Raw genomic sequence first — 24,347 nt, forward strand, 5'->3', positions numbered from 1 at the left:
TGCTATTATGAACTTTATACTTTGGCTATCCATCAATAGTTATTTAGTTCTGGAAAAATAAAGTGATGACAGTAGGACAAAGTACTGAAATACATTAAAGGATTGGCAAATACAGTCTTACACTCAGTTGAAAAGCCTGACTACTATATTCAATAGATATCAAGCTATATTTTTATAGGGAGGTGCATTAAAATAAACAATGTTACATGGATTGGAACAAGTAAAAAAACAATTACAGATGAACATATTCAACAAGTAGAACAATATTTTGGTGTAAAACTTCCTCATGATTTTATTGAATGTGTGAAGCAAAATGATGGAGGGTATCCACAACCTAATACGTTTGATATAGAAGGACAAGATGATGACGTAATAAATAACCTTCTAACTTTCGATTTAGAAAGTGAATACTATATTCTCCAAAGATATGAGAATATAAAAGATCGATTAGTAGATAAAGTATACCCGTTTGCTCGTGATCCATTTGGGAATTTTTTATGTTTTGATTATCGAAACAATCCCCAATCACCAACGGTTATATTTTGGGATCATGAGGAAGAGATGGAAGAAGCGATTTATCCAGTTTGTTCGTCTTTTACAGAATTACTCGATAGCTTATATGAGTTTGAAGATGAGGACGATTAATTAATAGTACAAAATATTTTTTAGAAAGGCATGGATATTGCTATCTGTGCTTTTTTATTTTACTCTAATGAAAAAACTGAATATTCACGGAAGGGTCAAAGCTATCGTTTATTTGACCGTATATTAGAAACTTGGCATAACGATAGAGAACTAGGACAATTCTTTCATAATCTGCGTCAAGATGCACAACAAATCGAGAGAAAGCTTACTCACGAACTGGAAGACCAAAAAGAAACGTTGCTAAAGGAGAAACAAAACCTCAGTAATCTAGAAAATGACCCTCACTATCAACGCCAAAAATTAGCACTGGAGGTGAAGTCATGAGTTTAAACATGTATCTAGGAGAAGTGCGAGCTCAAACACAAAGTATGAATGCTTTGTGCGTAGCAACCATTCAAGGTATGGAACAAGCCATCAATTCGATTGATGCTTTTGTATTCGATGCTGTTTTGCAAGGGCAAACTTACGACAGTGCAAAAACATTCTTTGCACAAACCTTTCGTCCTTTAGCCCAAGGAATTATCTACTTGTGTGAAGAATTAATTCGCCAAAATGATAAAATTATAACCGCTTATCCAATATATTGAAGAATATGAGGTGCAAAAATATGAAATATAAATATCATATAACAAAAAATGAAGGCCTAGATTCTTTAAAAATAGAATTACCAAAAGAACTAGAAATTGTAGCAACATTTTTAGAAAATGATATACAAGGCATTCCAATTAATTGGTGGTTACAACAAATTGATGAAGTATTAAACAACTTAAAAGAATATAATGAATTTAAAGGTACATTATGCGCAGTTCAAGTAAAAAAGGATGAGACCATAATTGCCGATTTATATTCTATCCATGATCCTAATATATGTAAAATTGAAACAATCGAATTAAGAAAATTAACTGAAGCTTGGGGAAAAGCACAAAGATTTTATAAAGATAACAACTAAAAGAAAATCAGTTTCTATGAAGTGATCTACATAAAGTTAGACAGATTAACCTTGTCACTACCCCTGGTACTACGAAATTATAACAAAATAACCCGCCGACGGCGGGTTGTAATAAATGGAGGCCTAATTCACATTTATTCATAAAGTTATATTATGTATTTTTATAATTAATGCGTCTATTGAAGATAATTTGGTTCACTACTACATAAATTCCTATATTTCATACTTATCCTTACTCACATTTAACATCGCTCAGAATAATATGTATTCAGAGGGTGTGACAATATTGGAAAAAAACATTGAAATTACAAAAAGTATACAAGTCATACGGTCTATCCAACGCGATCTCAATATTGTGACAGTCGCACTATTATTAACTGGACAAATCACCATTATAGGAGTTTTTGTGACACCAGGTGGGTTTCGCGTTTCATTAGGAGGACCATTAACAGGGGAAAGTCGAATCGAAGGTAAATTTGAAAAACAAACTACGAATGTGATTATTGATGTAATAGACGTTATCCTCGCCGTTTTATTACTCAATGATGAGATTGGTGTTACGGGTAGCTTTATTGCACCTGGCAGATTTACCATTAATGTTAGTGGACCCATTTTTGGTGTTCCTAAGCTTGAACCTACTCTTCCTTACTTGAAAAGAGATTATACTTTCTTTCAAAAGGTTGTGTCCAAACATTTTGATGTTAATCCTAATTTATTAAAAACACTTACAAAGGAATGATGACATGGCTTTAACCGATATTCCTTCTATTAATCCATCTAAAAGTGGAGTCTTTCTTCTAGCTCTTCCTTTAATTATTTTTATCTTCTTTTTTACTCAACCTAAAGAAGAGATAATACAATAACCCCCAATAGTATTCGCGTTCTTCTAAATCACATTGTATGTGCACAATTAAAAGACGAAGTCTATCAAAATTATGCGCTAGTTAAAAATGATATATTCAACTTTATTGATTATAAATACTTATAAACTCAACTAAAAACAAAAAATAGCATACACATAAAAAGGGAATGCTTGTATACTGATCTATACTGCATTCCCTTATTGTAATTGTATGTCCACTATATTTTTATTCTTCCTTTTCAAAAATTAAAATCCAAACTTCTTAGTTTTCACCTCTTTCTGGATCCACTCCCATTGTAATGTAAACTCCTCATTAAATGTCCAATTTATTAGCTGTCACCCCCATAAATCATAATAACTTTTAAAATAGTGATCCCAACTCTGTTATAAGAACAACAAATTAAATTTTTACAAAAGAAAACAACTTGGATAAAAACAGGTTGTTTTCTTTTATAGGGTGGAACAAAGAAAGAGTGGAAAAGCAATACACAAACATGTAAATCACATGGAGTAAACTGACTTATAAAACTAAAAATTCTGATAATTTAATCACTAAGGGTTTTCGTTTACTCTTTCTTTGTTATTATGAGTTTAACATTAAAAATAACATAAATCAACAAAAAATCACAAAATTATTATAATTTCGACATTTTATTTATCTTGCACTAATTTCTACTTAAAAACATAGAGTTACTATATATCCCGCCAGAATTGAAAAAAACAAAATAAAAAACACATAATAATCATCCTATACTTTTTATTTTGGTTATCATTATGTTGTAAAAATAACATAATGATAGCAAGGGAATGCTTGTATGCTGATCTGTTGTTACTTTAAAATAAAGTTTGATCAAAAACACCTCACAAACCCGTATTTTACGGTAAATGAGAAGAATCCATTTTGAAAAAAAGATTGATCAAAATGGATTCTTCTTTAGCATATTTAAGTTTGGGTTTTATAAAAAAGTTTGATCATTTTTTACCTTAGATTTTCCGCAATAGTGCCCTTTAATGGAATAACTAAAATATGGGCTTATTCCTAAAATCGCTTATAGCTTGTTGAACTAACGCACCCGTTAGTTGAAGATGTAATAGTAATGGCTATCACAAAAAAATCAACACTTTATAACCGCAATAGACCGTATTAAACACACAAAGGCGATGACACTCAGTCATCGCCTTTCCGTTGTATGGATAATCGAACTTATTAACACAAGTGGTGGTTTAGCTAAGGATTATTTTACAATAATCTGAAATGATTACACTGAATCCTCAGCGTTTATTTATTATTGTTAGTGGTTTCCCAAGTAATATTAGGTTCAGAAGGCTGAGGATCATTTTTCATTAAGAAAAGCTGCAACCCAGCTAAATCATCAGTATTGATAAAATCAACACCAGCATTTAACAGTTCCTTCCATATAGCATCTCTAGCTGGGGATGCGATGTCAGGAGTCGCCCAAAAACGAACTTTTTGGCCATTAGCATGAGCGGTTGAAACGATATGATTTAGTTTCTCCCTTTCACTTTTTGGCATTTCACCTTCACCCATCCATGTAAAATATTTGGTCCAGTTATCACTAATAATTGGCATAAACTCATTGGAGTCACCTGATTCAAGGTCGCTCATTCGTCCATCATAAGCTGCATAGCGAACGGGCTGGCTCTCCATTAGTTCTTTTGGACGGTTCCCTGAAATATAGACAGTAATCGCCCCCGGTTTCACCCCTGAAGGCAAAAACTTTGTAAGCATATTTTGATATTTTGTAAGCTGTTCATGGATCACTTGATAGGTCGCGGCATCCTCCGACTTCACGTCGATCCATAAGGTAAACTCTTTATCGTATCCTGGATAAACGGCTCCATTATTGTCTTTCACTCTTTTCTTCAATGGGTCAAGATAGAGTGATTTCAATGTTCGATCTGGTCGAATATCTTCTTTATCATGGGCAACAAGGAGTTCTCCATCAACAAGCCAAACATCAGCTTCTACACTGGTAAATCCATGTTCCAGAGCATCTGTTAATGGACGAGTATGCTCGTAATCATTATGTGCGTGAGCTTTTGCAAGAGGAACCACAGTCTCTTGGTTAGATAAAGATGAATTGCCTTCCTCGGCAGCTGCAAAAACATTTGTAAAAGATAGCATGAAAACAGAAGCAATAAGGGTTAAAACAGCCAAGCATTTTTTCATAGTCTTTAGTCCTCCTATAATAATAGATTACCTTTTCCATCTTAGAGAAAAACCATTAAAGTTCAATGAAATTACATGATTCTTAACAAACTCTTTAATTACTTTACATGTTTTTTGTAAATCACAGAATATTTTTACAAAAAAATAAGCAAAATAAATGAAGAAGCTTATATCGGAACTAGAAAAAGTTAAAGACAGAACTGACAAACTACTAGAATTCTAGTAGTTTTATGTTGTTGAAAAAGCGTTTGTCACAAAAGGGGTTCGGAATGGTCTCATTCCGAACCCCTTTTGCGACTTCATTAAAAATAACCATTTAAAAAGAGGTGCAATGAGCACCCAAATTGGTAAACTTTTTATAATATCAGTTTATCACTAATTTGTCCTAACGGTTTCTTGGAGTTTTTCCATTACCCTTGATAAAGCTAAAATTGAATTTGTTGTTTCAAATTCTCCAACATTTAAGGAATGATTTGCATTTTGAATCACATCAACCTTTAAATTCGCTTTACTTAATTGATCAATTTGATTTGCATTGTAATAATGATCTTTGTCCCCGATAACTAAAAGACCCTGATGATGACTATTCAAGATTGAGTCAAAGATCGAATCAAAATTTATTAGAGGGGTAAATAAAATCATTTTTGACTTTAGGAATTCTTCTCTCTTCATTAAGTCATTCGCGATTGGTATTGTTCCGAGTGATTTTCCTAAAAAAATAGAATTGTTATATTGTCCATTTTTTAAAACATCTAAAATCACAGGATTAATATCATCCATCATTATTTTTGTTATCTTTTCAATATTGTTTTTCGTTGGTTGCTCATTATAGGAGTAATGGATATGGACAATATCGATTTTGTTTTGGAGCATTACCATCGTCGCATAATAAAACAATGGTTTATCGTAATTGTAACCTGAACCTGAAAACATAAAGCAGATTGTTTTGGAACCCGCTTCTATATGTGTATAACGAATCGCTTTGTCGTTTGTTTGTATCTCTTTTTTATTTCCTTTCATCATTTTCCCCTCCGAAACTTTTATAATACCATAACATAAATTACCAATTGTTTTATAAAAAAATCATCCTCTTTATAGCAGGATGATTTATCAGAAATAAATTATATCCTTTATGTCAATTAGTTAATGGAGTAACTAAATTTCTTGAATCATTTCCACTCTGTTTCCGAAGGGGTCTCTAAACTCAAAACGTTCAAAACCAGGTATAGGTACTCCTTCAATTATCTGAATGTTATTTTGTTCTAACACATTTCTCCAGTAAGATATATCCTCTACTTGATAAGCTATATGGGCTTTTGTTTTTAATCGTTCAAAACCATCTTCTGTACCTATATGTACATCTCTATCTCCGACTTTTAACCAAAATCCTCCACGCCCCTTTAGTGATTCGGGCTTTTCCTTCTCAGGTAGACCAAGAATTTCGCAATAAAATTTTTTCCCCTCTTGTTCAGCACCTTTTGGAATAGTTATCTGAGCGTGATGTAAACCAAGAATCATAAAATTCACTCCCATTATCAATTGAATTTGTATTGTTTTTCTCCTATAACCAAATAATTTCTTGAAGTTTCTAAATCCTCTTTCATTTTATAACGCCAAATACAATAAGTGAAATACTGATTAATTATAATAATTGATAAGTATTACTTACGGATATCTAAATTTAAAACAAAAGATTTTTTCTAGAATATAACACTTACATTGATATTAAAAAGAATTGTACTGTATGAACTCTATAATTTAGGCCATTTTTAGATTTCGCTAAGTCTAATTAAGATTTTAGGAGATTATGATGGAGACATAAATAGCAAAACAGCTTCGTTTTTTTTTTATTTGGATATTAATAAATAAGTAAATAAATACACATAATGTCAATCTTGTTAAAAAATGTTACTATTCTCTATGTAATATTTATATAAATGATAACAAATAGTTTGAAGGGTGGGATTAAAATGATTAGTGACTTTAAAAAAGCAGCCTTATCTTCATTAAAAGGTAGATGGGGATTGGGAGCAGGGGCATCGTTTCTGTATTATGTCCTTTCTAGTATTGGTATGTTTATTATAGGATTTCCCCTTTTTTTCCTGGGCTTCTTATTCAGTGAAATCATGAATGCTAGTGCTTCGGTTACAGGAGATGAGACGTTAAATGCAGTAGGCGCTGTTTCTTATGTACTTACTTTCGCTATTATATGTATTGTTTTAATAGGTGTACAAAGCATTATGACTTATGGGTATTTTAATGTTACATTACGTTTAGCGAAAAAAGAAACTACTACAATTGATGATTTATTTGAAGGGTTTCGAAAAAAGAATGTATTTAAATCTATGAAGTTAGCTGTGTTAATGGGTGTATACGTATTTTTATGGAGCTTATTGTTAATTGTTCCCGGTATTATAAAAGGTTTCTCTTATTCTATGGCTTACTATATTATGTTAGATCATCCAGAATATACGGCGAGCGAAGCGCTTAAAAAGAGTCAAGAAATGATGAAAGGGCATAAATTAGATTTATTTATACTATCTTTAAGTTTCATCGGATGGTTTATTTTAGGGGCTATTATAGGGGTTTTCACATTTAGTATCCCGTTTCTTTGGATCTATCCATATTACATGACAACAGTATCGCATTTCTACTTGAATTTAGTGAATAGAGATACAGGTATGGAAGAAAAAACGGTTATCTAGAAAGAGAATATTGTTTGTTAGGGTTGTTTATTTTAAAAAAACTTTGCAACAGAACCGATTGGAACATTACACTAGAACAGTACAATCAGGGGGAAAATATTTACTAAACTTGTTTTGATATAATTATCTTAATCTAGACAGTAAAAAGATGTTGATTAAAAATAAAATCATGCTGTTTATAAAAAATATGATGTTTAAAATAGAATTGTGAACTTTGTAAAAAATTTGCCAGGTTATATCCCTTTAGATATGATTATCTAAAGGGATATTCTTATTTCAAAAAGAACATCTAACACTGAGAAATGGATTATAGTATTAACAGAAAAATTAGTAAGGATGTAAGTGCATTTACAGCTGAAAATGCCATTCCCATCATTCTTTTCTATTGCATATTGTTATTTTTCATTTCTATTGGTTTATTTATGTAATTAAGAGTAAATAGCCGAACTAATAAATAGAACTCGTTAATACAAATAAAAGTTAGATAAAATAATTATATTGAAAAACGACAGAATAATTAGAGAATCCGATAACGGGACTTATTCTAACTAAAATATTTTACAAGTAACAATGAGCATATTAAATATGATAAAGGAAGTTGAATACAGTATGTATAAAATCGGATTAGTCGGTCTAAAAACTTCTATAGAACAGATTTTAGACATGGCAGAAGAATACAAACATGAGTTGGAATTTATCTCTTACTCCTATGTAAAAACTGAAGAGGTAGAAAAAATTGTAAAAGAACATACTTCTCATGTAGATGCATGGCTTTTTTCTGGTCCACTTCCCTATGAAATTGCAAAAAAATATATAGGTACAGATAAAATAATGGTTTATGTTCCTGCTACAGAATCAGGTTTTTATAAATCTTTTTTAGAGATGATCTATGAACAAGGAAAAATTATTGAGCAACTAAGTATCGATACTATGTCTTTAAATAATATTAGTGAAGAAGCTTTATCACAGTTAAATATAAAGAAACCAAAGATTTATACGAAAGTGTTTGAGTTGGATGTTGACACAAATGAATTATTGAATTTTCACATAGATTTATGGGAAAAAGGAAAAACAGCAGGTGCTCTATCTTGTTTTCCATCAGTGTGTGAAGCTTTAAGGGAACATGGAATTCCATCTTACCGGATGTCGATGAGTAAGATGGAAATACGACAGACGCTTCGGATTCTTTCTGAAAAAGTAAAGACCTCCTATTTTAAAGACACACAAATTGGAGTCGAAATCATTGAAGTTGAATATTTTAACAAAGTGGCAGAGGAAATGAAAACTCCTTATCATTTACAGTACTTGGAACTCCGGTTGAAAGAAATATTGATTCAACTTGGTGAAACAATTAACGGTTCTTTTTCAGAGAAAGGAAACGGTAGATATATGATTTTTAGTTCTCGCGGTGCGATTGAACGCGAGATAGTTACGCTGGAAGATACCATTCAAAAATTAGCGTTTGAAGCAGATACTACCGTTGCCGTCGGAATTGGTTTTGGCGAGACTGCGTATTCGGCAGAAATCAATGCTTTCCGTGCAATTCAACATTCCAAGGGGATGAAGAAGCGCGGAATTGTAATCGTTCAAGATGATGGCAAAATTGTTGAATCACCGGGCGACAAAAAAGAATTGCAATTTACCAGTCGTACCCAAAATGAAGTCCTTTATGAAAAGTTAAGAAAAGGAAATATCAGTGTGAAAACGTATAAAAAAATATTGGCCCTCATACATAAAATGAAGTGGGATTATTTTACAACAAAAGACTTGGCCACACATCTTGAGATGACAGAACGTAATGTACGACGCATTGTTACAGATATGTGCGAAGTTGATTTGGCACAATGCGTCGGCCAAGAGACCTATGCCACTCGTGGAAGGCCCAGTAAAATTTATCAATTGTTATAAGCATCCATTATTGGGATGCTTATTTATTTTGCAATTTATATTAGTGTGCAAAAGGAGAAAAAATTAAAGTTGATAAAAATACTTTTATAATTTTCTAAAAATATTGAAATTTAACTATGAAACTAATATACTTCATTTAAGGAATTTTTTCCTTAAATAATCCGAAAATAAAATTGGTTATGTAAGTTGAATTAAGAAGGAGCTGAAATAAGTGTCTCAAATAACAATGATTCATAATTTAATCGAAGATACCAAAGACGAAGTGATTAGATGGAGGAGATATTTACACAAGTATCCCGAGCTATCTTTTCAAGAAGAAAATACAGCACAATTTGTTTATGAAACGTTACAAACTTTTGGTGATTTAGAAATTTCACGTCCGACAAAGACAAGTGTTATGGCTCGTTTGATTGGTCAGCAACCAGGGAAGGTTATTGTACTGCGGGCAGATATGGATGCGCTTCCAATTGAAGAAGAGAATGATTTTGACTTTGTGTCACAGAATACAGGCGTGATGCATGCTTGTGGACATGACGGACATACGGCGATGCTGCTTGGTGCAGCAAAGATTCTTTCACAGTTAAAGGATCAAATTAAAGGAGAGGTGCGCTTTTTATTTCAACATGCTGAGGAACTACCGCCCGGTGGTGCCCAAGAGATCGTGCAAACCGGTGTGCTTGATGGAGTAGATATGATTATGGGAACTCATCTCTCGTCGATGGTTCCTTTAGGGAAAATTGGTTTGAGTTACGGTCCGATGATGGCTGGAGCTGATACTTTTAAAATTACCGTGGTGGGTAAAGGGGGACACGCCTCACAGCCCGAACTAACCATTGACCCTATTGCAATTGGAACTCAGATTGTAACAAATCTCCAGCACATTGTTTCGAGGTATCGAGATGCTCAGGAAACTCTTGTGATTTCAGTGACTCAGTTCTTTGCAGGAAGTGCGATTAACGTTATTCCAAGTAGGATAAGCATTGGAGGATCCGTTCGAAGCTTTAATCCGGAACTGAGGGAAAAGATTCCAACTTTTATCGAACGTATAGTAAAGGGGATTACAGAAGCGCATGGAGCTACTTATGAATTCGATTATCAGTTCGGTTATGCTCCGACCATTAATGATGAAGAAGTGACACGATTGATGGACGAAACGGTCTGTGAAGTATTTAGTGAAAATAGTCGAGAGATTTTAAAGCCAATTATGGGGAGTGAAGACTTCTCTGCCTATCAAAAAGTAGCTCCGGGATCTTTTATTATAATAGGAGCTCGTAATGAAGAAAAAGGGATTATTTATCCTCACCATCATCCCCAATTTACTGTCGATGAACAGGCTTTACAATACGGGGTGAAGTTATTTGTTCACGGGACTTTTAAAATGTTAAACCTAACAAACTAGGGGGATAAAAGTATGAAAACCATATATTGGCTTAGTGCTATTCCGTTTTTAGGATTTATTTTAGGTGCTTTGTTTACAAATAAGGTGACTCCTTATGTTCTGGGAATGCCATTTTTCCACTTTTGGATTGTACTCTGGTCTTTTATAACTACAGGTATTATGTGGACTATATATATACTAGATCCTGCTAATCAGAAGGGAGATTCAAGATGAATATTGCCGTGTTATTCATCCTATTTTTTTTCGTCATTTCTGTTTTGATTGGTATCCGGGCTAAAAAAGGACAAGAAATGAACTTAGAACAATGGTCGGTTGGAGGACGCGGAATGGGAACTCTATTGGTTTTCCTCTTGTCCGCAGGTGAAATGTATACTACCTTTACCTTTTTGGGTGCAAGTGGTTCGGCTTATGGGGAAGGAGGTTCCATCTTTAGTATCGTAACATACGGCTGTCTGGCTACAGTAATCTCCTACTGGACATTTCCTGTTATTTGGAGGTATGCAAAAAAACACCAATTAGTTTCTCAATCGGATTTTTTTGTAAAAAAATATCAAAGTCCTTATCTTGGTGTGCTCGTTGCGGTTATAGGTGTTATAGCTTGTACTTGCTATTTAGTTCTGCAATTGAAGGGGCTAGGATATATCGTTTCTGCAACATCCTATGGGGTCATCTCTTCTACAACCGCTATTTGGTTTGGAGCAATTGGAGTAACTATTTTTGTGATGGTTTCCGGTATTCACGGCTCTGCCCAGACATCTATTTTAAAGGATATTCTGATTCTTGGTATTATCGTATTTTTAGGAATTTATTTTCCTATTCATTATTATGGCGGTTTTCAACCTATGTATGAGGCTATCGAAAAAGTAAAGCCGAACTTTACCATACTTCCTGAACAAGGAATGAGCATATCGTGGTATATATCGACCGTGATATTAAGTTCCATTGGATTTTATATGTGGCCGCATGGGTTCTCTCCCATTTTTGCTGCCTCTAGCGAAAAAGCTTTACGAAAAAATGCAATCCTAATGCCAATGTACCAATTGATTTTATTGTTTGCCTTTTTCGTCGGATTTGCAGCTATTTTACAGATATCAGGGTTAAAAGGCAGCGAAATCGATCTTGTATTGCTGCAGCTTTCTAAACAGGCTTTTGATCCATGGTTTGTCGGATTAATTGGTGGAGCTGGCGTGTTAGCTGCTTTAGTACCAAGTTCTTTGCTGTTAATGACAATATCAACATTGCTTGCCAAAAATATATATCATGTATTCACTCCATCTGCAACAGACAATCAGATTGCAAAACTGGTAAAATACTTAGTTCCCTTTATTTCGCTCGTAGGGATTTACTTGACCTTTAAAGGTGGAAATACCCTCTTTAGTCTCGCTATAATCGCTTATAATTTTATCACACAACTCGCTCCTGCATTTTTCGCCAGTTTGATGAGAAAGAACTTTGTGACTAAACATGGAGCATTTGCCGGGATTATAACAGGGGGACTGTTAGTCTCTATTATGGACTTAGGGAACATAAAAATTGATCAAATGTTTCCTCATCTTCCTCAAGCAATTAAAGACTTGAATGAAGGAATTATTGCCCTATTTGTTAATATTGTAGTCTTAGTGATTGTCAGTTTGCTGACAAAAAATATTGCTTATACTCATCAGAAGACCAATGCTTTGGAGACAACAGTAATAGAGAGTAAGATCTGATACAAAAAGACTCTAACAGCTAATTCAACATGACTATACTAACCTCAAAGGGTAATTCACTTACGCTAACCATATAAATAAAAAAGAACCGTCCTTTTTTGAGATAATTAAGTTACCACAACAAAATCACAAAAAGAAAGAAGCTTTCTCCAAAAGATCGTTATTCAACAACCTTTTGAGAAAGCTTCTTCTAATTAACCTCACGAAGCATCCGCACTTTCAAACTGACTATTATAAAGCGAAGCATAGAAACCATCAGCCTTCAATAACTCTTCATGATTACCTTGTTCTACAATATCCCCGTCTTTCATAACGAGGATTAAATCTGCATCACGTATTGTTGATAATCTGTGAGCGATAATGAAGCTTGTTCTGCCTTCCATAAGGTTTTCCATGGCTTTTTGAATGAGTACTTCTGTACGAGTGTCAATCGAGCTTGTTGCTTCGTCGAGTATTAATATTTTCGGATCCGCTAGAAGGGCACGAGCAATTGTTAATAGCTGCTTTTGTCCTTGGGACACGTTACTTGCTTCTTCGTTTAATTCCATATTGTATCTATTTGGTAAGGTCTTTACGAAGCTGTGAACATGAGCTGCTTTAGCTGCTTCAATCACTTCTTCGTCAGTAGCATCGAGTCTACCGTAACGTATATTTTCCATGATTGAACCGTTAAATAGCCAAGTGTCTTGAAGTACCATACCAAACATATTGCGTAAATCTTCTCGCGTAAAGTCTTTTATATCGTGACCGTCTATACATATAGCACCGCTATTTAAATCATAGAAACGCATTAACAGTTTCACGATTGTTGTTTTACCTGCTCCGGTTGGTCCTACGATGGCTACCTTTTGTCCAGGCTGAATATGAGCTGAGAAATTATTGATGATGATCTTATCTGGATTATATCCAAATTGAACATCTTTGAAAGTAACTTCTCCATTAACCTCTTGCAGCTTCACTGGATTTTCTGCTTCTGGAATTTCCTCTTCTTCTTCTAAAAATTCGAAAACTCTTTCTGCAGCTGCAGCTGTGGATTGAAGTACGTTCGCGATTTGAGCTACTTGAGCGATTGGTTGTGTAAAACTTCTAACATATTGAACGAAGGCTAAAATATCTCCAACTGCGATCGTTTTCTTGACCGCAAGCCATCCGCCTAAAATAGATACAGCTACGTAACCGATATTACCGATAAACATCATAATCGGCATCATCATTCCAGATAAAAATTGAGACTTCCATGCAGAAGTGTAAAGAGTATCATTAACCTCTTCGAATTTTTTAACTTCGTCTTCTTCGGTGTTAAAGGCTTTTACGATATTGTGACCACTATAAATTTCTTCTACTTGACCGTTAACGTGTCCTAGGTATTCTTGTTGTGATTTAAAGTATTTTTGTGATCTTTTTACGACTCCCATGATGAGCATCATGGATACTGGCAATATTAAAAGTGCCACTAATGTCATTTGCCAGCTGATTGAGAACATCATGATGAGTACACCAATGATTGTAACAACGGATGTGATGATTTGCGACATACTTTGATTTAAAGTCTGGCTCACAGTATCTACGTCATTCGTAACTCTAGATAATACTTCTCCATGTGTCGTTTTATCAAAGTACTTAAGCGGCATACGGTTAATCTTTTCATCAATTTCTTTTCTGAAATTATAAGATACCTTTTGTGCTACTCCAGAAATGATATAGCCTTGAATAATGCCAAACACAGCGCTCGCTATATATAATCCAAGGAGTATAACGACAATGTTTCCGATATAAGTAAAGTCAATTGCAGCACCTGGCGCTCCCGTCACCTTGCTTACTAGTCCTTCGAAAAGTTTTGTTGTCGCTTTACCTAAAATCTTTGGACCTGCGATTGCAAAGGCAGCACTACCAATTGCAAAAATAATGACGATCATGATAGAGAACTTATATGGCTTTAGGTATTGAAGTAACTTATTCATCGTTCCCTTAAAGTTTTTTGCCTTCTCAATCTTTCTCATGCCGCCGCCCATATGACCTCCGCCACCAGGACCAGGACCACCTTGTCTTTTATTTTCTATTTTTCTATCACTCATGACGAAAGTTCCTCCCTTGAAAGTTGTGATAAAGCAATTTGCTTATAAACTTCACAGTTTTCCATAAGCTCTTCATGAGTACCAGTTCCTACTATTTTTCCTTCGTCAAGTACAATGATCTTATCTGCATTCATAATTGTACTGATTCTTTGTGCAACAAGTAGCATAGTACTTCCTGAAATCTCATTGTTCAAAGCTTTACGCAATGCTGCGTCTGTCTTGAAGTCAAGAGCTGAGAAACTATCATCAAATATAAATATTTCGGATTCCTTAGTAAGAGCACGCGCAATAGAAAGTCTTTGTTTTTGACCGCCTGAAACGTTCGTACCGCCTTGTGATATCTCTGTACGGAAGCTTTCAGGTTTCGCATTAATAAACTCCATAGCTTGAGCGATTTCTGATGCTTTTGCTAGTTCTTCTTCAGTTGCTTCTTTTTTACCGTATTTCAGATTACTTTCGATCGTACCTGAGAATAGAACTCCTTTTTGTGGTACATAACCAATTTTCTCTCTTAATTCCTTCTGTGATACATCTCTAATATCAGTGCCATCTATTAATATTTGGCCGCTTGTTACATCGTAAAAACGTGGAATTAAGTTTATAAGTGTTGATTTACCACTACCTGTACTTCCAATAAAAGCTGTCGTTTCTCCAGGTTTTGCGGTAAAGGTGATATTGGAAAGCACATCTTCTTCCGCACCTGGATATCTAAAGCTAACATCTTTAAATTCAACGTAACCTTTCTTGTCTGAAGAGAATGTTTTTAGTTCTTCTGCATCACGAATGGTAACATCAGTATTTAAAACTTCTGCGATACGTTGTGCGGATACAGAAGCACGTGGAACCATAATGGATACCATAGAAATCATTAAGAAGGCCATGATGATTTGCATTGTATACTGCATAAATGCCATCATATCACCAACCTGCATATGCCCCATATCCACTTGGTGTGCTCCAACCCAAATAATAAGTACAGTAACGGCATTCATGATAAACATCATCATTGGCATCATAAATGACATTAAACGGCTTACAAATAAATTCGTTCTTGTTAAATCTTGATTTCCCTTTTCAAATTTCTTTTCTTCATGCTTTTGGTTATTAAAAGCACGAATAACAAGCATACCTGTTAAAGATTCACGAGTGATTAAGTTAATTTTATCAACTAACTTTTGGATACTCTTAAACTTAGGGATAGCGACGCTAAATAAACCAATGACTAAGCTTAAAATCGCGATAACTGCAACTGCGATAATCCATCCCATTGAAACGTCTGTAGTAAGTACTTTGATTACGCCGCCTATGCCTAAAATCGGTGCATAGAATACGATTCTAAGCATCATAACCATAAGTGTTTGCACTTGTTGAATATCATTTGTACTTCTTGTGATTAAAGATGCAGTAGAAAACTTATCAAACTCTGCATTTGAAAAGCTTGTAACCTTACGGAATACTTTCTTTCTAAGGTCTCTGCCTAATCCAGCAGCTACTTTTGCAGCAAGTAAACTAACGATAACGGTAGCTGCCATACTAACTAAAGATAAAAGCAGCATTTTCCCACCAGAAGTAAGAATGTAATTTGATTGAAGCTTACCTGTATCTATACCGATTGTTTTATACTCATTCTCAATGAATGGAACAGCTGACTGTGTTACCATGCTGCCTGGCATATCCTTAAACTTTTCATCTGCCTTTTCTTTCATTGCATCGATTTCACTTTGAGGCAGTTTAGCAATTACTGCGAAAGGATCTGTATTTGGCGGAAGATTCGTTGGTGTTTTGCTGCCACCTGGCGCAGCGGATGTACCGCCTTTTTCAATTCCCTCTGTAATTAAAATTGGTTTCCCGAATATGTCGTTAAGCTCATTAATTGTATCTTTATCCTTTGTCTGTAGCTTATAAAGAGGTTCTTTATCAAGCTGCGGATAATCTTTTAAGTAATTTTGCAACTCACTTTGAGAAAGATCTTTCTTATCTAAAAGTACATAATTGTTATCTACTTTTTTCTTCTCATCTTCATTCATAAAGAGCTTAAGTTTGTCAAACTCACTTTTACGAATGACTTGAGGTACTGCGTTTTCGACACCTTTTTGTTGAATACCTACATTCACAATGTTAGACATGTAGTCTGGTAGTGATAGGTCACATACCGCTTGTACAGTTAAAAGACATATAACTGCAATGATTGAGGTAGTAAAAGGTTTTAAATGTTTTATGATTTTTAACATTTAATTCATCTCTCCATTTTCCTTTTCTAATTTTTTTAGCTTTTACTTCGTTTCTTTGCTGCATTCTTCATATTTTTATTACTTCATTCTAGCAGCTCTTTACGTCCTTTCGGCCAGAGGATAATTATAATTCTATGACTATATTGAGCTGTAATGCAACATTTAGAGTATGGAATTCATGATAAATAAATTTGTTAAATAATTTAAAAATTTAACAAAAGTTGTAAAGTTGCTGTTACTGTTGGCGATGCTACACGAAGTAAAGAGAAGCATCCCATTTCGCCGCAAGCAAGAAGCAGCATATGCGGGAATATGATGAAGAAATGGGAAGGCAGTTTAAAAGGGGGATTATCATTTGATGCGACTTCTTTTCCTTATGGATGCCGAATGTAAAACAGTTCCTACCAAGCCCCTACTAAGCCCCTTGCAAGTAATAAATCATTACAAAAATAAAAAACAAAAACAAAAAAACTACTACTATAAGAATCACTTCGAAGGAAATAAAACCGTAGTAGTAATTTTTTATAAAATTAAAATGCCAAATTTCCTCACTCATCTTTATATATATGAAAGAAACTGCAATTTCATATTTGTGATCAAAGATAGGAGGAATACATATGGCAGTATATCGTAATGTACAGGTGAATTTTTGGCAGGATGATTTTGTGTTGGACTTAACGCCAGAGGAGCGATACTTTTACATATACTTGCTGACATGCTCTAAAACGACGCAGTGCGGCATTTATCCGTTGCCAAAGCGTTTGGCAGAAATGGAAACAGGCTACAACAGGGAGACTGTCGAGAAGTTGCTGCAGCGGTTTATCGATTATGGAAAAATACTATATGATGCAGAAACGAAGGAGTTATATATCCAGAATTGGTTGCGTTATAACCCAGTTACGAACACGAACGTCGAGAAATGTGTATTGCGTGAGTTAAAGACTGTGAAAAGTAAAAAGTTTGTCCATATGTTTCTTCAAAAGTGCATGGAGGAAGAGCTAAGCATTCCGCTATTACTGGAGCATTTCGGCATGCCGGTTGAAGAGTCTCAGGCTGCTTCTCAAGACGACCCTGAAAGCTGTGAAACAGATGAAAAAATAGATTCTGACAGCAATGTATTCACGTTTTATGAACAAAACTTCGGCAGTTTGTCGCCGTATACCGCAGAGGAACTGAGCGGATGGATTGATGATTTATCAGAGGAGTTCGTATTGAAAGCACTCCAAATTGCTCATGAAAACAACAAGCGGACGCTTGCTTACGTAAAAGGCATTTTACGAGATTGGCATGGAAAGGGATATACGAAACTTAGTGAAGTAGAGGAAGCGGCAGTGAAGTTCCGGAAGAAGGAACCGTCTGCTGTTCATGAGACCGAGCAGTTTTTGGAGGAGTGTGAAGAGTGGGAGAAAAACGTACCGTCTGAAGAAGAGTTGCAGAAGTTTTTGCAGGAAAAGGGGTGGCGTCCATGAGTATTCAAAATGTTGAGGCTGAACAGACCGTATTAGGATCGTTGTTGCTTGATGGTGAACTGATTAAAGAGTGCCGGCTGACAGAGCAGCATTTCTCTATGGCTGTGCACCAAGCGATATTCAAGTTGATACGGAAAATAGAGGAAGACGGACAGCCGCTTGACCTTGTTACGCTTGTTTCGAGAATGGATCCTTCTTTTTTGGAGCAAATTGGCGGGATTGAGTACTTTGTCAATATCATCGAGAGTGTTCCGAATACTGCTAACTTCTCCTATTACGAGGGGCTTGTTCGGAGCGCATGGAAAATGCATCATGCCGGAATCATGGCGCAAAGTATGAGTGAACGGCTTCTTGTAGAGAAGGATGAGAAAGTAATCGGAGAGACGATTACGGCACTCTGTGAACTGGAAGAGGACGATTGTACGCTCGATTTTGATTTGAAGGATTCTTTAGTTGGATTGTACGAAGAGTTTCATCAGGACGTAGAAGAGCTTATAGGAATTGAGACCGGCTTTTCTGCTTTAAACAAGATGACGTGCGGTTTGCAGGAAGGTGACTTTGTTGTAATTGGTGCACGGCCTTCCATCGGAAAAACAGCATTTGCCTTAAATGTTGCTCTTCATGCCGCAAAATCGGGTGCGGCAGTTGGGTTGTTTTCTTTGGAGATGAGCGACAAGCAACTGCTAAAACGGATGGTGTCTTGCGTGGGAGAGGTATCGGGAAAAAGGCTGAAAAATCCGAAGCATCGTTTTACGATCGAAGACTGGGAGAAAACAAGCCGAGCATTTGCGGAAATTGGCGATTTGCCGCTCGAGATTTATGATAAAGCGGGTGTCACAACGCAGGAGATTTGGGTGCAAGTGCGAAAGCTGAAACGAAAGTATCCAAATAAAAAACTGCTCGTTATCATTGATTATTTGCAGCTCATTACAGGTGATTCAAAACACAGGGGAAACAGGTTTCAGGAAATGAGTGAAATCTCCCGCAAGCTGAAGCTGATGGCCCGTGATTTGAATGTGTGCGTAGTAGCGCTGTCGCAGCTGTCACGTGCCGTAGAGTCGCGACAAGATAAGCGACCGCTTTTGTCTGACTTACGGGAAACAGGGCAGATTGAGCAGGATGCGGATGTGATTATGCTCATGTACCGGGAGGATTATTATGATCAGGAGACAGAGGATAAAGATGTTACAGAAATTCATGTGGCAAAGCATCGGAACGGGCCTGTTGGGGTTGTGAAGTTAATGTTTTTGAAGGAGTATGGGAGGTTTGTGGAAGGGAATAGGTGAGGAGGCAATTGTATTTGAATAAGGTATTATTTTTCTAGTCTTTACCTCATAAACATCTCTACGGTTGTATGTATTCTTATCATAAAATAGGCCGTGTATAGTTAGCTTTTGAATAAAGTTCGATTATTTCCGTAGTCTTTTCAGAATAAATTAGTTAAAAATAAAAGACTACATACTATACGCGAAAGAGTATAAAACAAGGGAATTATATAAGGGATTAATTGGTTTTGGAGGAGGACATAGCCTATAGCGGGAGGCGTATCCGCAGATGTAAAGCATCGAGGTTCTTAAAAATAAGAATAATCAACTAAACAAAGGATTATAAATTGGGGTACCACCACATTGCCATCAACTTAAGAAAACAAGTCACCCCAAAAACGATAAATAAGCTTCTTCGTTACAAGAAAGCCTAAAAATTTCGTTCTAGGGGTGCAATAAAACTTTAGCTTGATGGCTATGTGTCTCTACCTCAAATTTTTCAATGTAATTAAAATAAACTTTTCTTTTGTCACAATTATTGAATTCAAGGAGAGTGGATGCAGATGCATGCTGAAATCAAATTCATTCATCACGTCGGCCATGTAGTTTCCGATATGGAAGCTGCACTCGAGCTGTACAGAAAACTGGGATTTGTCTGTTCGCCGCCGTCCTATCCGGCGATGGCCGAGAATGAAGGAGAACCTCCGAAGCCATTCGGAGCAGCCAATTCACATGCCGAGTTTTTAGGCAGCTTCATCGAAATCGTAACGGTTGCCGAGAAAGGCGCGAGGATTCCGATCAATGCAAAACTCGTTCCGTTGCAGGCATCGCCGGATGTGCTCCAAGTAATAATCGGAAAAATCAAACGCACTGTCGATACTGTCTCCAGATGTCTGTCCCGTTATGAAGGAGCGCATATTCTTTGTTTCGGTACCGAGGATGCCGACCAGACAGCGGACCGTTTCCAACGGAGTGGAATCAGTCATGGCGGTGTTAACACCGTACAGCGACCTCTTGAGATGTCCGGGGGAATTCAACTTATTCCCGTACGTTATTTGGAAATTGACGGGGACAACGTGCACGAAGGTCGTCTGGCCGCAGCGGAAAACCCACCCTCAGCCATAATGGGGGAGCAAATACCTCCGAACCATCCGAATGGGGCGACGGATCTAGTCGAATCAATCTTATGCGTAGACGATTCCGAGCTGGATGAATTCACTAGGCGATACGGCCAATACTTGGATTGTGAGGTCCGGACGGATGGAGTGACACACATCTTCAACTTGGAAGGGGCTCGCATCACAATCGTTCCCGGATCGCGGTTGTCAGAGCTGCTACCAGGAGAGGTGGCCCCCCCGATGCCGGGATTCGCCGGGTACGCGGTAGCAGTGAGCGACATCTCCCACACCCGAAGTTATCTCGAAGAGAACGGTTTACCGATAGCGGAGACGAACTCGGGCGACCTCTTCGTACCGGCGGCCTCGGCGCTTGGTGTTGCTATCGTGTTCAGGAAAGCGTAGCCGCGAAAAGCAAACAATCCGCGTTAAATTGAAACAGGGGTAGATTAAGACTTAAAAAATACTAATTTCCTGTAAATGTTTTAAAAGGCACAAAACAACTGTTTACGGTATAAAAATAGTGCTATTACCAAGAGGGATTTTTTACTTCCCCTTAGGATAGCACTACACTACATTTATAAAAAAGATTGATCAAAATGCTATTCAATCACATTTTGATCAGTGCTTTTAAATATGGCGGTTTTGTTTCTTAGTTAATTCCTGCATTTTATATCATTTACAAATCATATAAAGTAAAGGAAACTAGCGATTTATGAGTATAACCATGCTTAGAATCTATTAAAAAGTGATAATTATTATGATGGATAAGAAGAGAGGAGAGGGATTGTAAATGACTGTAGCGAAGAATGGAATATTGCAAGTACATGAAGTGAGTATCTACTATGAAGTACGTGGAAAGGGACCTGTACTTCTTTTCATTCATGGAGGAGGTGGTGATGCTGATAAGTTTCTGAAGGTTGCAAACCACCTTGCTGACCGGTATACAGTTGTTACCTACGACCGCCGCGGCCATTCTCGTAGCAATCTCACCAATCAAATTGAGGATTATTACGTAGAAACACACAGCGACGACGCTCACCGCCTAATAGCCAAACTGACTGATGAACCGGCGTACGTATTCGGAAGCAGCTCCGGTGCTGTCATCGGAATTGATCTGTGCATACATCATCCAGAACAGATTAAGCTACTGATACCACACGAACCAATCTTATTGCAATTTTTATTTGGAAATGAGCTAAAACAAGCCGAACAATTCATGGAAGATCTTAAGAAAAATCATCGGAGTGAGGTCATTAAGTTATTGTCAAATATGGAAATGGACGCTATGGAGCCCGGACAATCGAAGGATATACTAACAGAGCGTCTTCTTGGGAATTCAACGTATTTCGTTAAGTATGAAATCCCAGGAATTCTTAACTATTCGCTAGACATCGATAGATTGAAGAACGCATTAAGCTCCTCATCGATGCAGGTACTTCCAGCCGCAGGAAGTGCATCACGAGATTTTTTTGCTTACCGCTGCGCAGTCGCATTAACGGAACAACTGGGAACAGAAATTGTGGAGTTTCCTGGACATCATGTGGGCTATAACACAATGCATCATAAAGAATTTGCGGAGAAGTTACACAACATTTTAGTAAATCATTAGAAGTGGGTGTAGTTAAGAACAGAAAAATTATGTATTAAGTATTGCTTCACATTAAAGATGTTTCATTCCAAATAAATTCGCTATATTTACAGTACTGTTGTTTAAAATCGTTAACTACTTTGTTCCTTTAGCGTATAAAAACGTTAAAATGTGAGTGCTACCCCATGCTCATCAACCTAACAAAAATAAACTACCTCAAAATGATAAAACTGAGTAACTCAGGCAAAAACCTTGCTTTGGGGTAATAGGCTCAGATCGTAAAAGGCTATTCCATCACCTCTTCAAAGCGTAACTACAACAAGGACAAGCCAGTTTTGGCTTGTCCTTGTTCCATGCCGCCCGGCGAATTCAAACGGCAATCACACGAAGCCGCTATTCGCCCTAGATCTATCACCCCTGCCACAACGCAGGCTTTGTCACCATGAACCATAGCATCGCCATTAAAAGAACAATGTAAATCCAAACAGAACGCCGCAACAATTGAATCAAGGCGTTCTTGTCTTGGCCCGTTTCGCTGAATTTCCGAATGGTCGGCGAAAAGGCGCGGGCCAGGAAAAATAATGAACTCGCCATGAGAATAAGGGTCATCACTATCCAAGGGGTCTTCCAAGTCCAAGGGCCCGCCAGTACAAGCAGAACCCCGGATGCAACCAGCACATGCCCGGCATGCTTGGCCAGCCTGACCGAAAATCGGAATACATCCAGATAAGCCTGCTGTGTTCGAGCCTCTGAAGCCCGCAGTTTTTTGATGAGCGGAAGCAATACAAAAAACGGGCCGATGGATAAGATTACACTGAAAATATGTACATACAGAAGCAGTCGATACAACATGTCCATCCTTATATTACATTAACCTTCGATGGGACGGAACTCATGAACCCAAACTCTCATCTTTGGCAGCCACGGCATGCCAGGGTGAAGAGACAGGATAGATTGCTTATATTCCTCCACATTCGCAAAGCCTTCTTGACGGGCATGTTCATCAGTCAATTCGCCAAGTGACTGCGAATAGACCTTCTCCACAACATACCGGTGACCTTGAAGCTCCATCACTTCCCCGACATCCGCATATCTCCCGTTGCGGCGAGTAGCCGTTTTCTGTCCTGCAAGCACTTTTTCAATGTCCTCCTGAATCGTGATGAGACGTTCAATCGTACATGTTTTTGGCGGTAAAGCGTTCGTTTCATTTTGGTTTGTCATCTGGGTCACTCTCCTTTTTTCATTTAAGCATAAGTCCACTTTATCATATAAAAAAATTATTCTATATAGCAAGTCTACTTAATAGGGATAACAAACTTTCATACAATGTTTATCCGATAAACACCAATAATGGGAAAAAGCAGCGCTTGGTTTTGGTGCAAAAACCTCAAGATAATTGCAATTAATCTCTGAATCCTGGACATATTGATACTAGTACTCTAAAAAAGGGATGTAATCGGTATGGAAAATCAAAATTTGTTCAAATGGAAGCATTATCTGCCTGGTATTATTTTACTAACCGTGAGATGGTGCCTACACGGTACAACCTCAGTTTTCGTGATTTGGTGGAAATGATGGAGGAACGCGGCTTATCTATGGCCCACACAACGATTATACGTTGGGTTCATCAATATGGGCCTGGATTAGAGGAAAGGGTACGGTGTCATCTTAAGTCAACAAATGACTCTTGGAGAGTTAATGAAACGTATATCAAAGTAAAGGATCAATGGATGTACTTGTATAGTGTAATAGATTCCAAAGGAAATACCATTGATTTTTATCTAAGCGAATCAAGAGATAAACGAGCAGCCAAAGGCTTTTTTAAGAAAGCCTTGGCTGTAAATGAACTTACGAAAATAAACGGTAGAAAGTGTTTTTATATAGTTGTTTTGTAATTGTTTCACCTCTAGTAATCGTTTTTCATTAATGATGTGGTCATTCGACTTTCCTAACAAACTAATAACGAAAGATAAATTATACTTTCTATGATTCTTAATTTTTTACATATATTTTACCATTTTTCCTTCGTTTGCTGGTAATATGTGCCCCCATGCTGATTAAGCGGTTTAGACTATTTATCGGGATTGAAGATACTAAGATTGACCATAGAAGGTTTAAGAAACAAGAAGATTTTATTGATTATTGTACGTTATTTGAAGGTAAAGGGTAAATAATGCTTTTGGGTGATTATATAATTTTTTCCTTACCTTAACTGCTAATAGTATGATATTTT

Annotated in this window: 20 protein-coding genes and 2 pseudogenes; 15 read left to right on the forward strand and 7 right to left on the reverse strand. The window is 36.6% G+C overall.

Features of this window, described 5'->3' with window-relative positions; genetic code table 11:
- Nucleotides 1-192: 192 nt before the first annotated feature.
- The 5 genes and pseudogenes from NKR74_RS04730 to NKR74_RS04750 all read left to right on the forward strand — a co-directional run bounded on the left by NKR74_RS04730 (nt 193) and on the right by NKR74_RS04750 (nt 2,333).
- On the forward strand, nt 193-645 hold the full coding sequence (locus NKR74_RS04730; RefSeq protein WP_253631080.1) for an SMI1/KNR4 family protein: 453 nt from the start codon (nt 193-195) through the stop codon (nt 643-645).
- A gap of 30 nt (nt 646-675) precedes the next feature.
- Nucleotides 676-969 carry a DUF3958 family protein gene (locus tag NKR74_RS04735; RefSeq protein ID WP_253628792.1) on the forward strand — a complete coding sequence of 98 codons (294 nt, stop codon included), beginning with the start codon at nt 676-678 and terminating at the stop codon, nt 967-969.
- Nucleotides 966-1,202: pseudogene (locus NKR74_RS04740) on the forward strand (T7SS effector LXG polymorphic toxin); the annotation flags it as partial. The gene NKR74_RS04735 and the pseudogene NKR74_RS04740, both read left to right, overlap by 4 nt.
- A gap of 50 nt (nt 1,203-1,252) precedes the next feature.
- Nucleotides 1,253-1,594 (forward strand): hypothetical protein, encoded by a 342-nt coding sequence (locus tag NKR74_RS04745; RefSeq protein WP_253628793.1) that lies wholly within the window; start codon nt 1,253-1,255, stop codon nt 1,592-1,594.
- A 277-nt stretch (nt 1,595-1,871) separates the two neighbouring features.
- Entirely contained in the window at nt 1,872-2,333 is a 462-nt protein-coding gene (locus tag NKR74_RS04750; protein WP_253628794.1) for a hypothetical protein, read from the forward strand.
- Nucleotides 2,334-3,735: 1,402 nt separating this feature from the next.
- On the opposite strand, the gene NKR74_RS04755 is transcribed toward NKR74_RS04750, so the two are convergent.
- The 3 genes from NKR74_RS04755 to NKR74_RS04765 form a co-directional block, all read right to left on the reverse strand.
- Nucleotides 3,736-4,647: a phosphatidylinositol-specific phospholipase C/glycerophosphodiester phosphodiesterase family protein gene (locus NKR74_RS04755; protein WP_218007836.1), complete on the reverse strand. Its 912-nt coding sequence runs from the start codon at nt 4,645-4,647 to the stop codon at nt 3,736-3,738.
- Nucleotides 4,648-5,022: 375 nt separating this feature from the next.
- Nucleotides 5,023-5,667, reverse strand: a complete 645-nt coding sequence (locus tag NKR74_RS04760) for an alpha/beta family hydrolase (protein WP_253631081.1) — start codon at nt 5,665-5,667, stop codon at nt 5,023-5,025.
- Nucleotides 5,668-5,802: 135 nt separating this feature from the next.
- Complete coding sequence (locus NKR74_RS04765; RefSeq protein ID WP_253628795.1) at nt 5,803-6,165, reverse strand: VOC family protein; 363 nt, start codon at nt 6,163-6,165, stop codon at nt 5,803-5,805.
- Between the two features lie 452 nt (nt 6,166-6,617).
- On the opposite strand from NKR74_RS04765, the gene NKR74_RS04770 reads away from it, so the two are divergent.
- The 5 genes from NKR74_RS04770 to NKR74_RS04790 all read left to right on the forward strand — a co-directional run bounded on the left by NKR74_RS04770 (nt 6,618) and on the right by NKR74_RS04790 (nt 12,368).
- The gene (locus NKR74_RS04770; protein WP_253628796.1) at nt 6,618-7,352 is read left to right on the forward strand and encodes a DUF975 family protein; all 735 of its coding nucleotides are present in this window, start codon (nt 6,618-6,620) and stop codon (nt 7,350-7,352) included.
- Between the two features lie 609 nt (nt 7,353-7,961).
- Entirely contained in the window at nt 7,962-9,260 is a 1,299-nt protein-coding gene (locus NKR74_RS04775) for a hypothetical protein (protein ID WP_253628797.1), read from the forward strand.
- Between the two features lie 226 nt (nt 9,261-9,486).
- Nucleotides 9,487-10,659 carry a M20 family metallopeptidase gene (locus NKR74_RS04780; protein ID WP_253631082.1) on the forward strand — a complete coding sequence of 391 codons (1,173 nt, stop codon included), beginning with the start codon at nt 9,487-9,489 and terminating at the stop codon, nt 10,657-10,659.
- A gap of 12 nt (nt 10,660-10,671) precedes the next feature.
- Entirely contained in the window at nt 10,672-10,872 is a 201-nt protein-coding gene (locus NKR74_RS04785; RefSeq protein ID WP_253628798.1) for a DUF3311 domain-containing protein, read from the forward strand.
- Nucleotides 10,869-12,368: a sodium:solute symporter family protein gene (locus NKR74_RS04790; RefSeq protein WP_253628799.1), complete on the forward strand. Its 1,500-nt coding sequence runs from the start codon at nt 10,869-10,871 to the stop codon at nt 12,366-12,368. The genes NKR74_RS04785 and NKR74_RS04790 overlap by 4 nt, the downstream gene beginning before the upstream one ends.
- Before the next feature lie 200 nt (nt 12,369-12,568).
- On the opposite strand, the gene NKR74_RS04795 is transcribed toward NKR74_RS04790, so the two are convergent.
- Both NKR74_RS04795 and NKR74_RS04800 read right to left on the reverse strand, forming a co-directional pair.
- On the reverse strand, nt 12,569-14,443 hold the full coding sequence (locus NKR74_RS04795; RefSeq protein WP_253628800.1) for an ABC transporter ATP-binding protein: 1,875 nt from the start codon (nt 14,441-14,443) through the stop codon (nt 12,569-12,571).
- Entirely contained in the window at nt 14,440-16,674 is a 2,235-nt protein-coding gene (locus tag NKR74_RS04800; RefSeq protein WP_253628801.1) for an ABC transporter ATP-binding protein, read from the reverse strand. Before NKR74_RS04800 ends, NKR74_RS04795 begins: the two co-directional genes overlap by 4 nt.
- Before the next feature lie 617 nt (nt 16,675-17,291).
- Here NKR74_RS04800 and NKR74_RS04805 point away from each other — a divergent pair.
- The 4 genes from NKR74_RS04805 to NKR74_RS04820 all read left to right on the forward strand — a co-directional run bounded on the left by NKR74_RS04805 (nt 17,292) and on the right by NKR74_RS04820 (nt 22,135).
- A complete protein-coding gene (locus NKR74_RS04805) occupies nt 17,292-18,143 on the forward strand; it encodes a DnaD domain-containing protein (RefSeq protein WP_253628802.1) in 852 nt (283 codons plus the stop codon).
- The gene (dnaB, locus tag NKR74_RS04810) at nt 18,140-19,429 is read left to right on the forward strand and encodes a replicative DNA helicase (RefSeq protein ID WP_253628803.1); all 1,290 of its coding nucleotides are present in this window, start codon (nt 18,140-18,142) and stop codon (nt 19,427-19,429) included. Before NKR74_RS04805 ends, dnaB begins: the two co-directional genes overlap by 4 nt.
- Nucleotides 19,430-19,965: 536 nt before the next feature.
- Entirely contained in the window at nt 19,966-20,928 is a 963-nt protein-coding gene (locus tag NKR74_RS04815; protein ID WP_253628804.1) for a VOC family protein, read from the forward strand.
- 388 nt (nt 20,929-21,316) lie between these two features.
- Complete coding sequence (locus NKR74_RS04820; protein ID WP_253628805.1) at nt 21,317-22,135, forward strand: alpha/beta fold hydrolase; 819 nt, start codon at nt 21,317-21,319, stop codon at nt 22,133-22,135.
- 390 nt (nt 22,136-22,525) lie between these two features.
- On the opposite strand, the gene NKR74_RS04825 is transcribed toward NKR74_RS04820, so the two are convergent.
- Both NKR74_RS04825 and NKR74_RS04830 read right to left on the reverse strand, forming a co-directional pair.
- Complete coding sequence (locus NKR74_RS04825) at nt 22,526-22,966, reverse strand: DUF2269 family protein (RefSeq protein WP_253628806.1); 441 nt, start codon at nt 22,964-22,966, stop codon at nt 22,526-22,528.
- Between the two features lie 18 nt (nt 22,967-22,984).
- On the reverse strand, nt 22,985-23,335 hold the full coding sequence (locus tag NKR74_RS04830; protein WP_253628807.1) for an ASCH domain-containing protein: 351 nt from the start codon (nt 23,333-23,335) through the stop codon (nt 22,985-22,987).
- A 240-nt stretch (nt 23,336-23,575) separates the two neighbouring features.
- On the opposite strand from NKR74_RS04830, the pseudogene NKR74_RS04835 reads away from it, so the two are divergent.
- A pseudogene (locus NKR74_RS04835) lies at nt 23,576-23,970 on the forward strand (IS6 family transposase); the annotation flags it as partial.
- Nucleotides 23,971-24,347: the final 377 nt, after the last annotated feature.

This window comes from Bacillus sp. 3103sda1 (assembly GCF_024159135.1).
Taxonomy (GTDB): Bacteria; Bacillota; Bacilli; order Bacillales; family Bacillaceae_G; genus Bacillus_A; species Bacillus_A rhizoplanae.

What these genes read in the sequence shown, in the direction of transcription:
- NKR74_RS04755 (WP_218007836.1), bottom strand. Translation starts at nt 4,647, where the DNA reads ATGAAAAAATGCTTGGCTGTTTTAACCCTTATTGCTTCTGTTTTCATG.
- NKR74_RS04780 (WP_253631082.1), top strand. Translation starts at nt 9,487, where the DNA reads ATGATTCATAATTTAATCGAAGATACCAAAGACGAAGTGATTAGATGG.
- NKR74_RS04830 (WP_253628807.1), bottom strand. Translation starts at nt 23,335, where the DNA reads ATGACAAACCAAAATGAAACGAACGCTTTACCGCCAAAAACATGTACG.
- NKR74_RS04805 (WP_253628802.1), top strand. Translation starts at nt 17,292, where the DNA reads ATGGCAGTATATCGTAATGTACAGGTGAATTTTTGGCAGGATGATTTT.
- NKR74_RS04825 (WP_253628806.1), bottom strand. Translation starts at nt 22,966, where the DNA reads ATGTTGTATCGACTGCTTCTGTATGTACATATTTTCAGTGTAATCTTA.
- NKR74_RS04770 (WP_253628796.1), top strand. Translation starts at nt 6,618, where the DNA reads ATGATTAGTGACTTTAAAAAAGCAGCCTTATCTTCATTAAAAGGTAGA.
- NKR74_RS04745 (WP_253628793.1), top strand. Translation starts at nt 1,253, where the DNA reads ATGAAATATAAATATCATATAACAAAAAATGAAGGCCTAGATTCTTTA.
- NKR74_RS04815 (WP_253628804.1), top strand. Translation starts at nt 19,966, where the DNA reads ATGCAGATGCATGCTGAAATCAAATTCATTCATCACGTCGGCCATGTA.
- NKR74_RS04735 (WP_253628792.1), top strand. Translation starts at nt 676, where the DNA reads ATGGATATTGCTATCTGTGCTTTTTTATTTTACTCTAATGAAAAAACT.
- NKR74_RS04765 (WP_253628795.1), bottom strand. Translation starts at nt 6,165, where the DNA reads ATGATTCTTGGTTTACATCACGCTCAGATAACTATTCCAAAAGGTGCT.
- NKR74_RS04790 (WP_253628799.1), top strand. Translation starts at nt 10,869, where the DNA reads ATGAATATTGCCGTGTTATTCATCCTATTTTTTTTCGTCATTTCTGTT.
- NKR74_RS04785 (WP_253628798.1), top strand. Translation starts at nt 10,672, where the DNA reads ATGAAAACCATATATTGGCTTAGTGCTATTCCGTTTTTAGGATTTATT.
- NKR74_RS04795 (WP_253628800.1), bottom strand. Translation starts at nt 14,443, where the DNA reads ATGAGTGATAGAAAAATAGAAAATAAAAGACAAGGTGGTCCTGGTCCT.
- NKR74_RS04760 (WP_253631081.1), bottom strand. Translation starts at nt 5,667, where the DNA reads ATGAAAGGAAATAAAAAAGAGATACAAACAAACGACAAAGCGATTCGT.
- NKR74_RS04800 (WP_253628801.1), bottom strand. Translation starts at nt 16,674, where the DNA reads ATGTTAAAAATCATAAAACATTTAAAACCTTTTACTACCTCAATCATT.
- dnaB (WP_253628803.1), top strand. Translation starts at nt 18,140, where the DNA reads ATGAGTATTCAAAATGTTGAGGCTGAACAGACCGTATTAGGATCGTTG.
- NKR74_RS04820 (WP_253628805.1), top strand. Translation starts at nt 21,317, where the DNA reads ATGACTGTAGCGAAGAATGGAATATTGCAAGTACATGAAGTGAGTATC.
- NKR74_RS04775 (WP_253628797.1), top strand. Translation starts at nt 7,962, where the DNA reads ATGTATAAAATCGGATTAGTCGGTCTAAAAACTTCTATAGAACAGATT.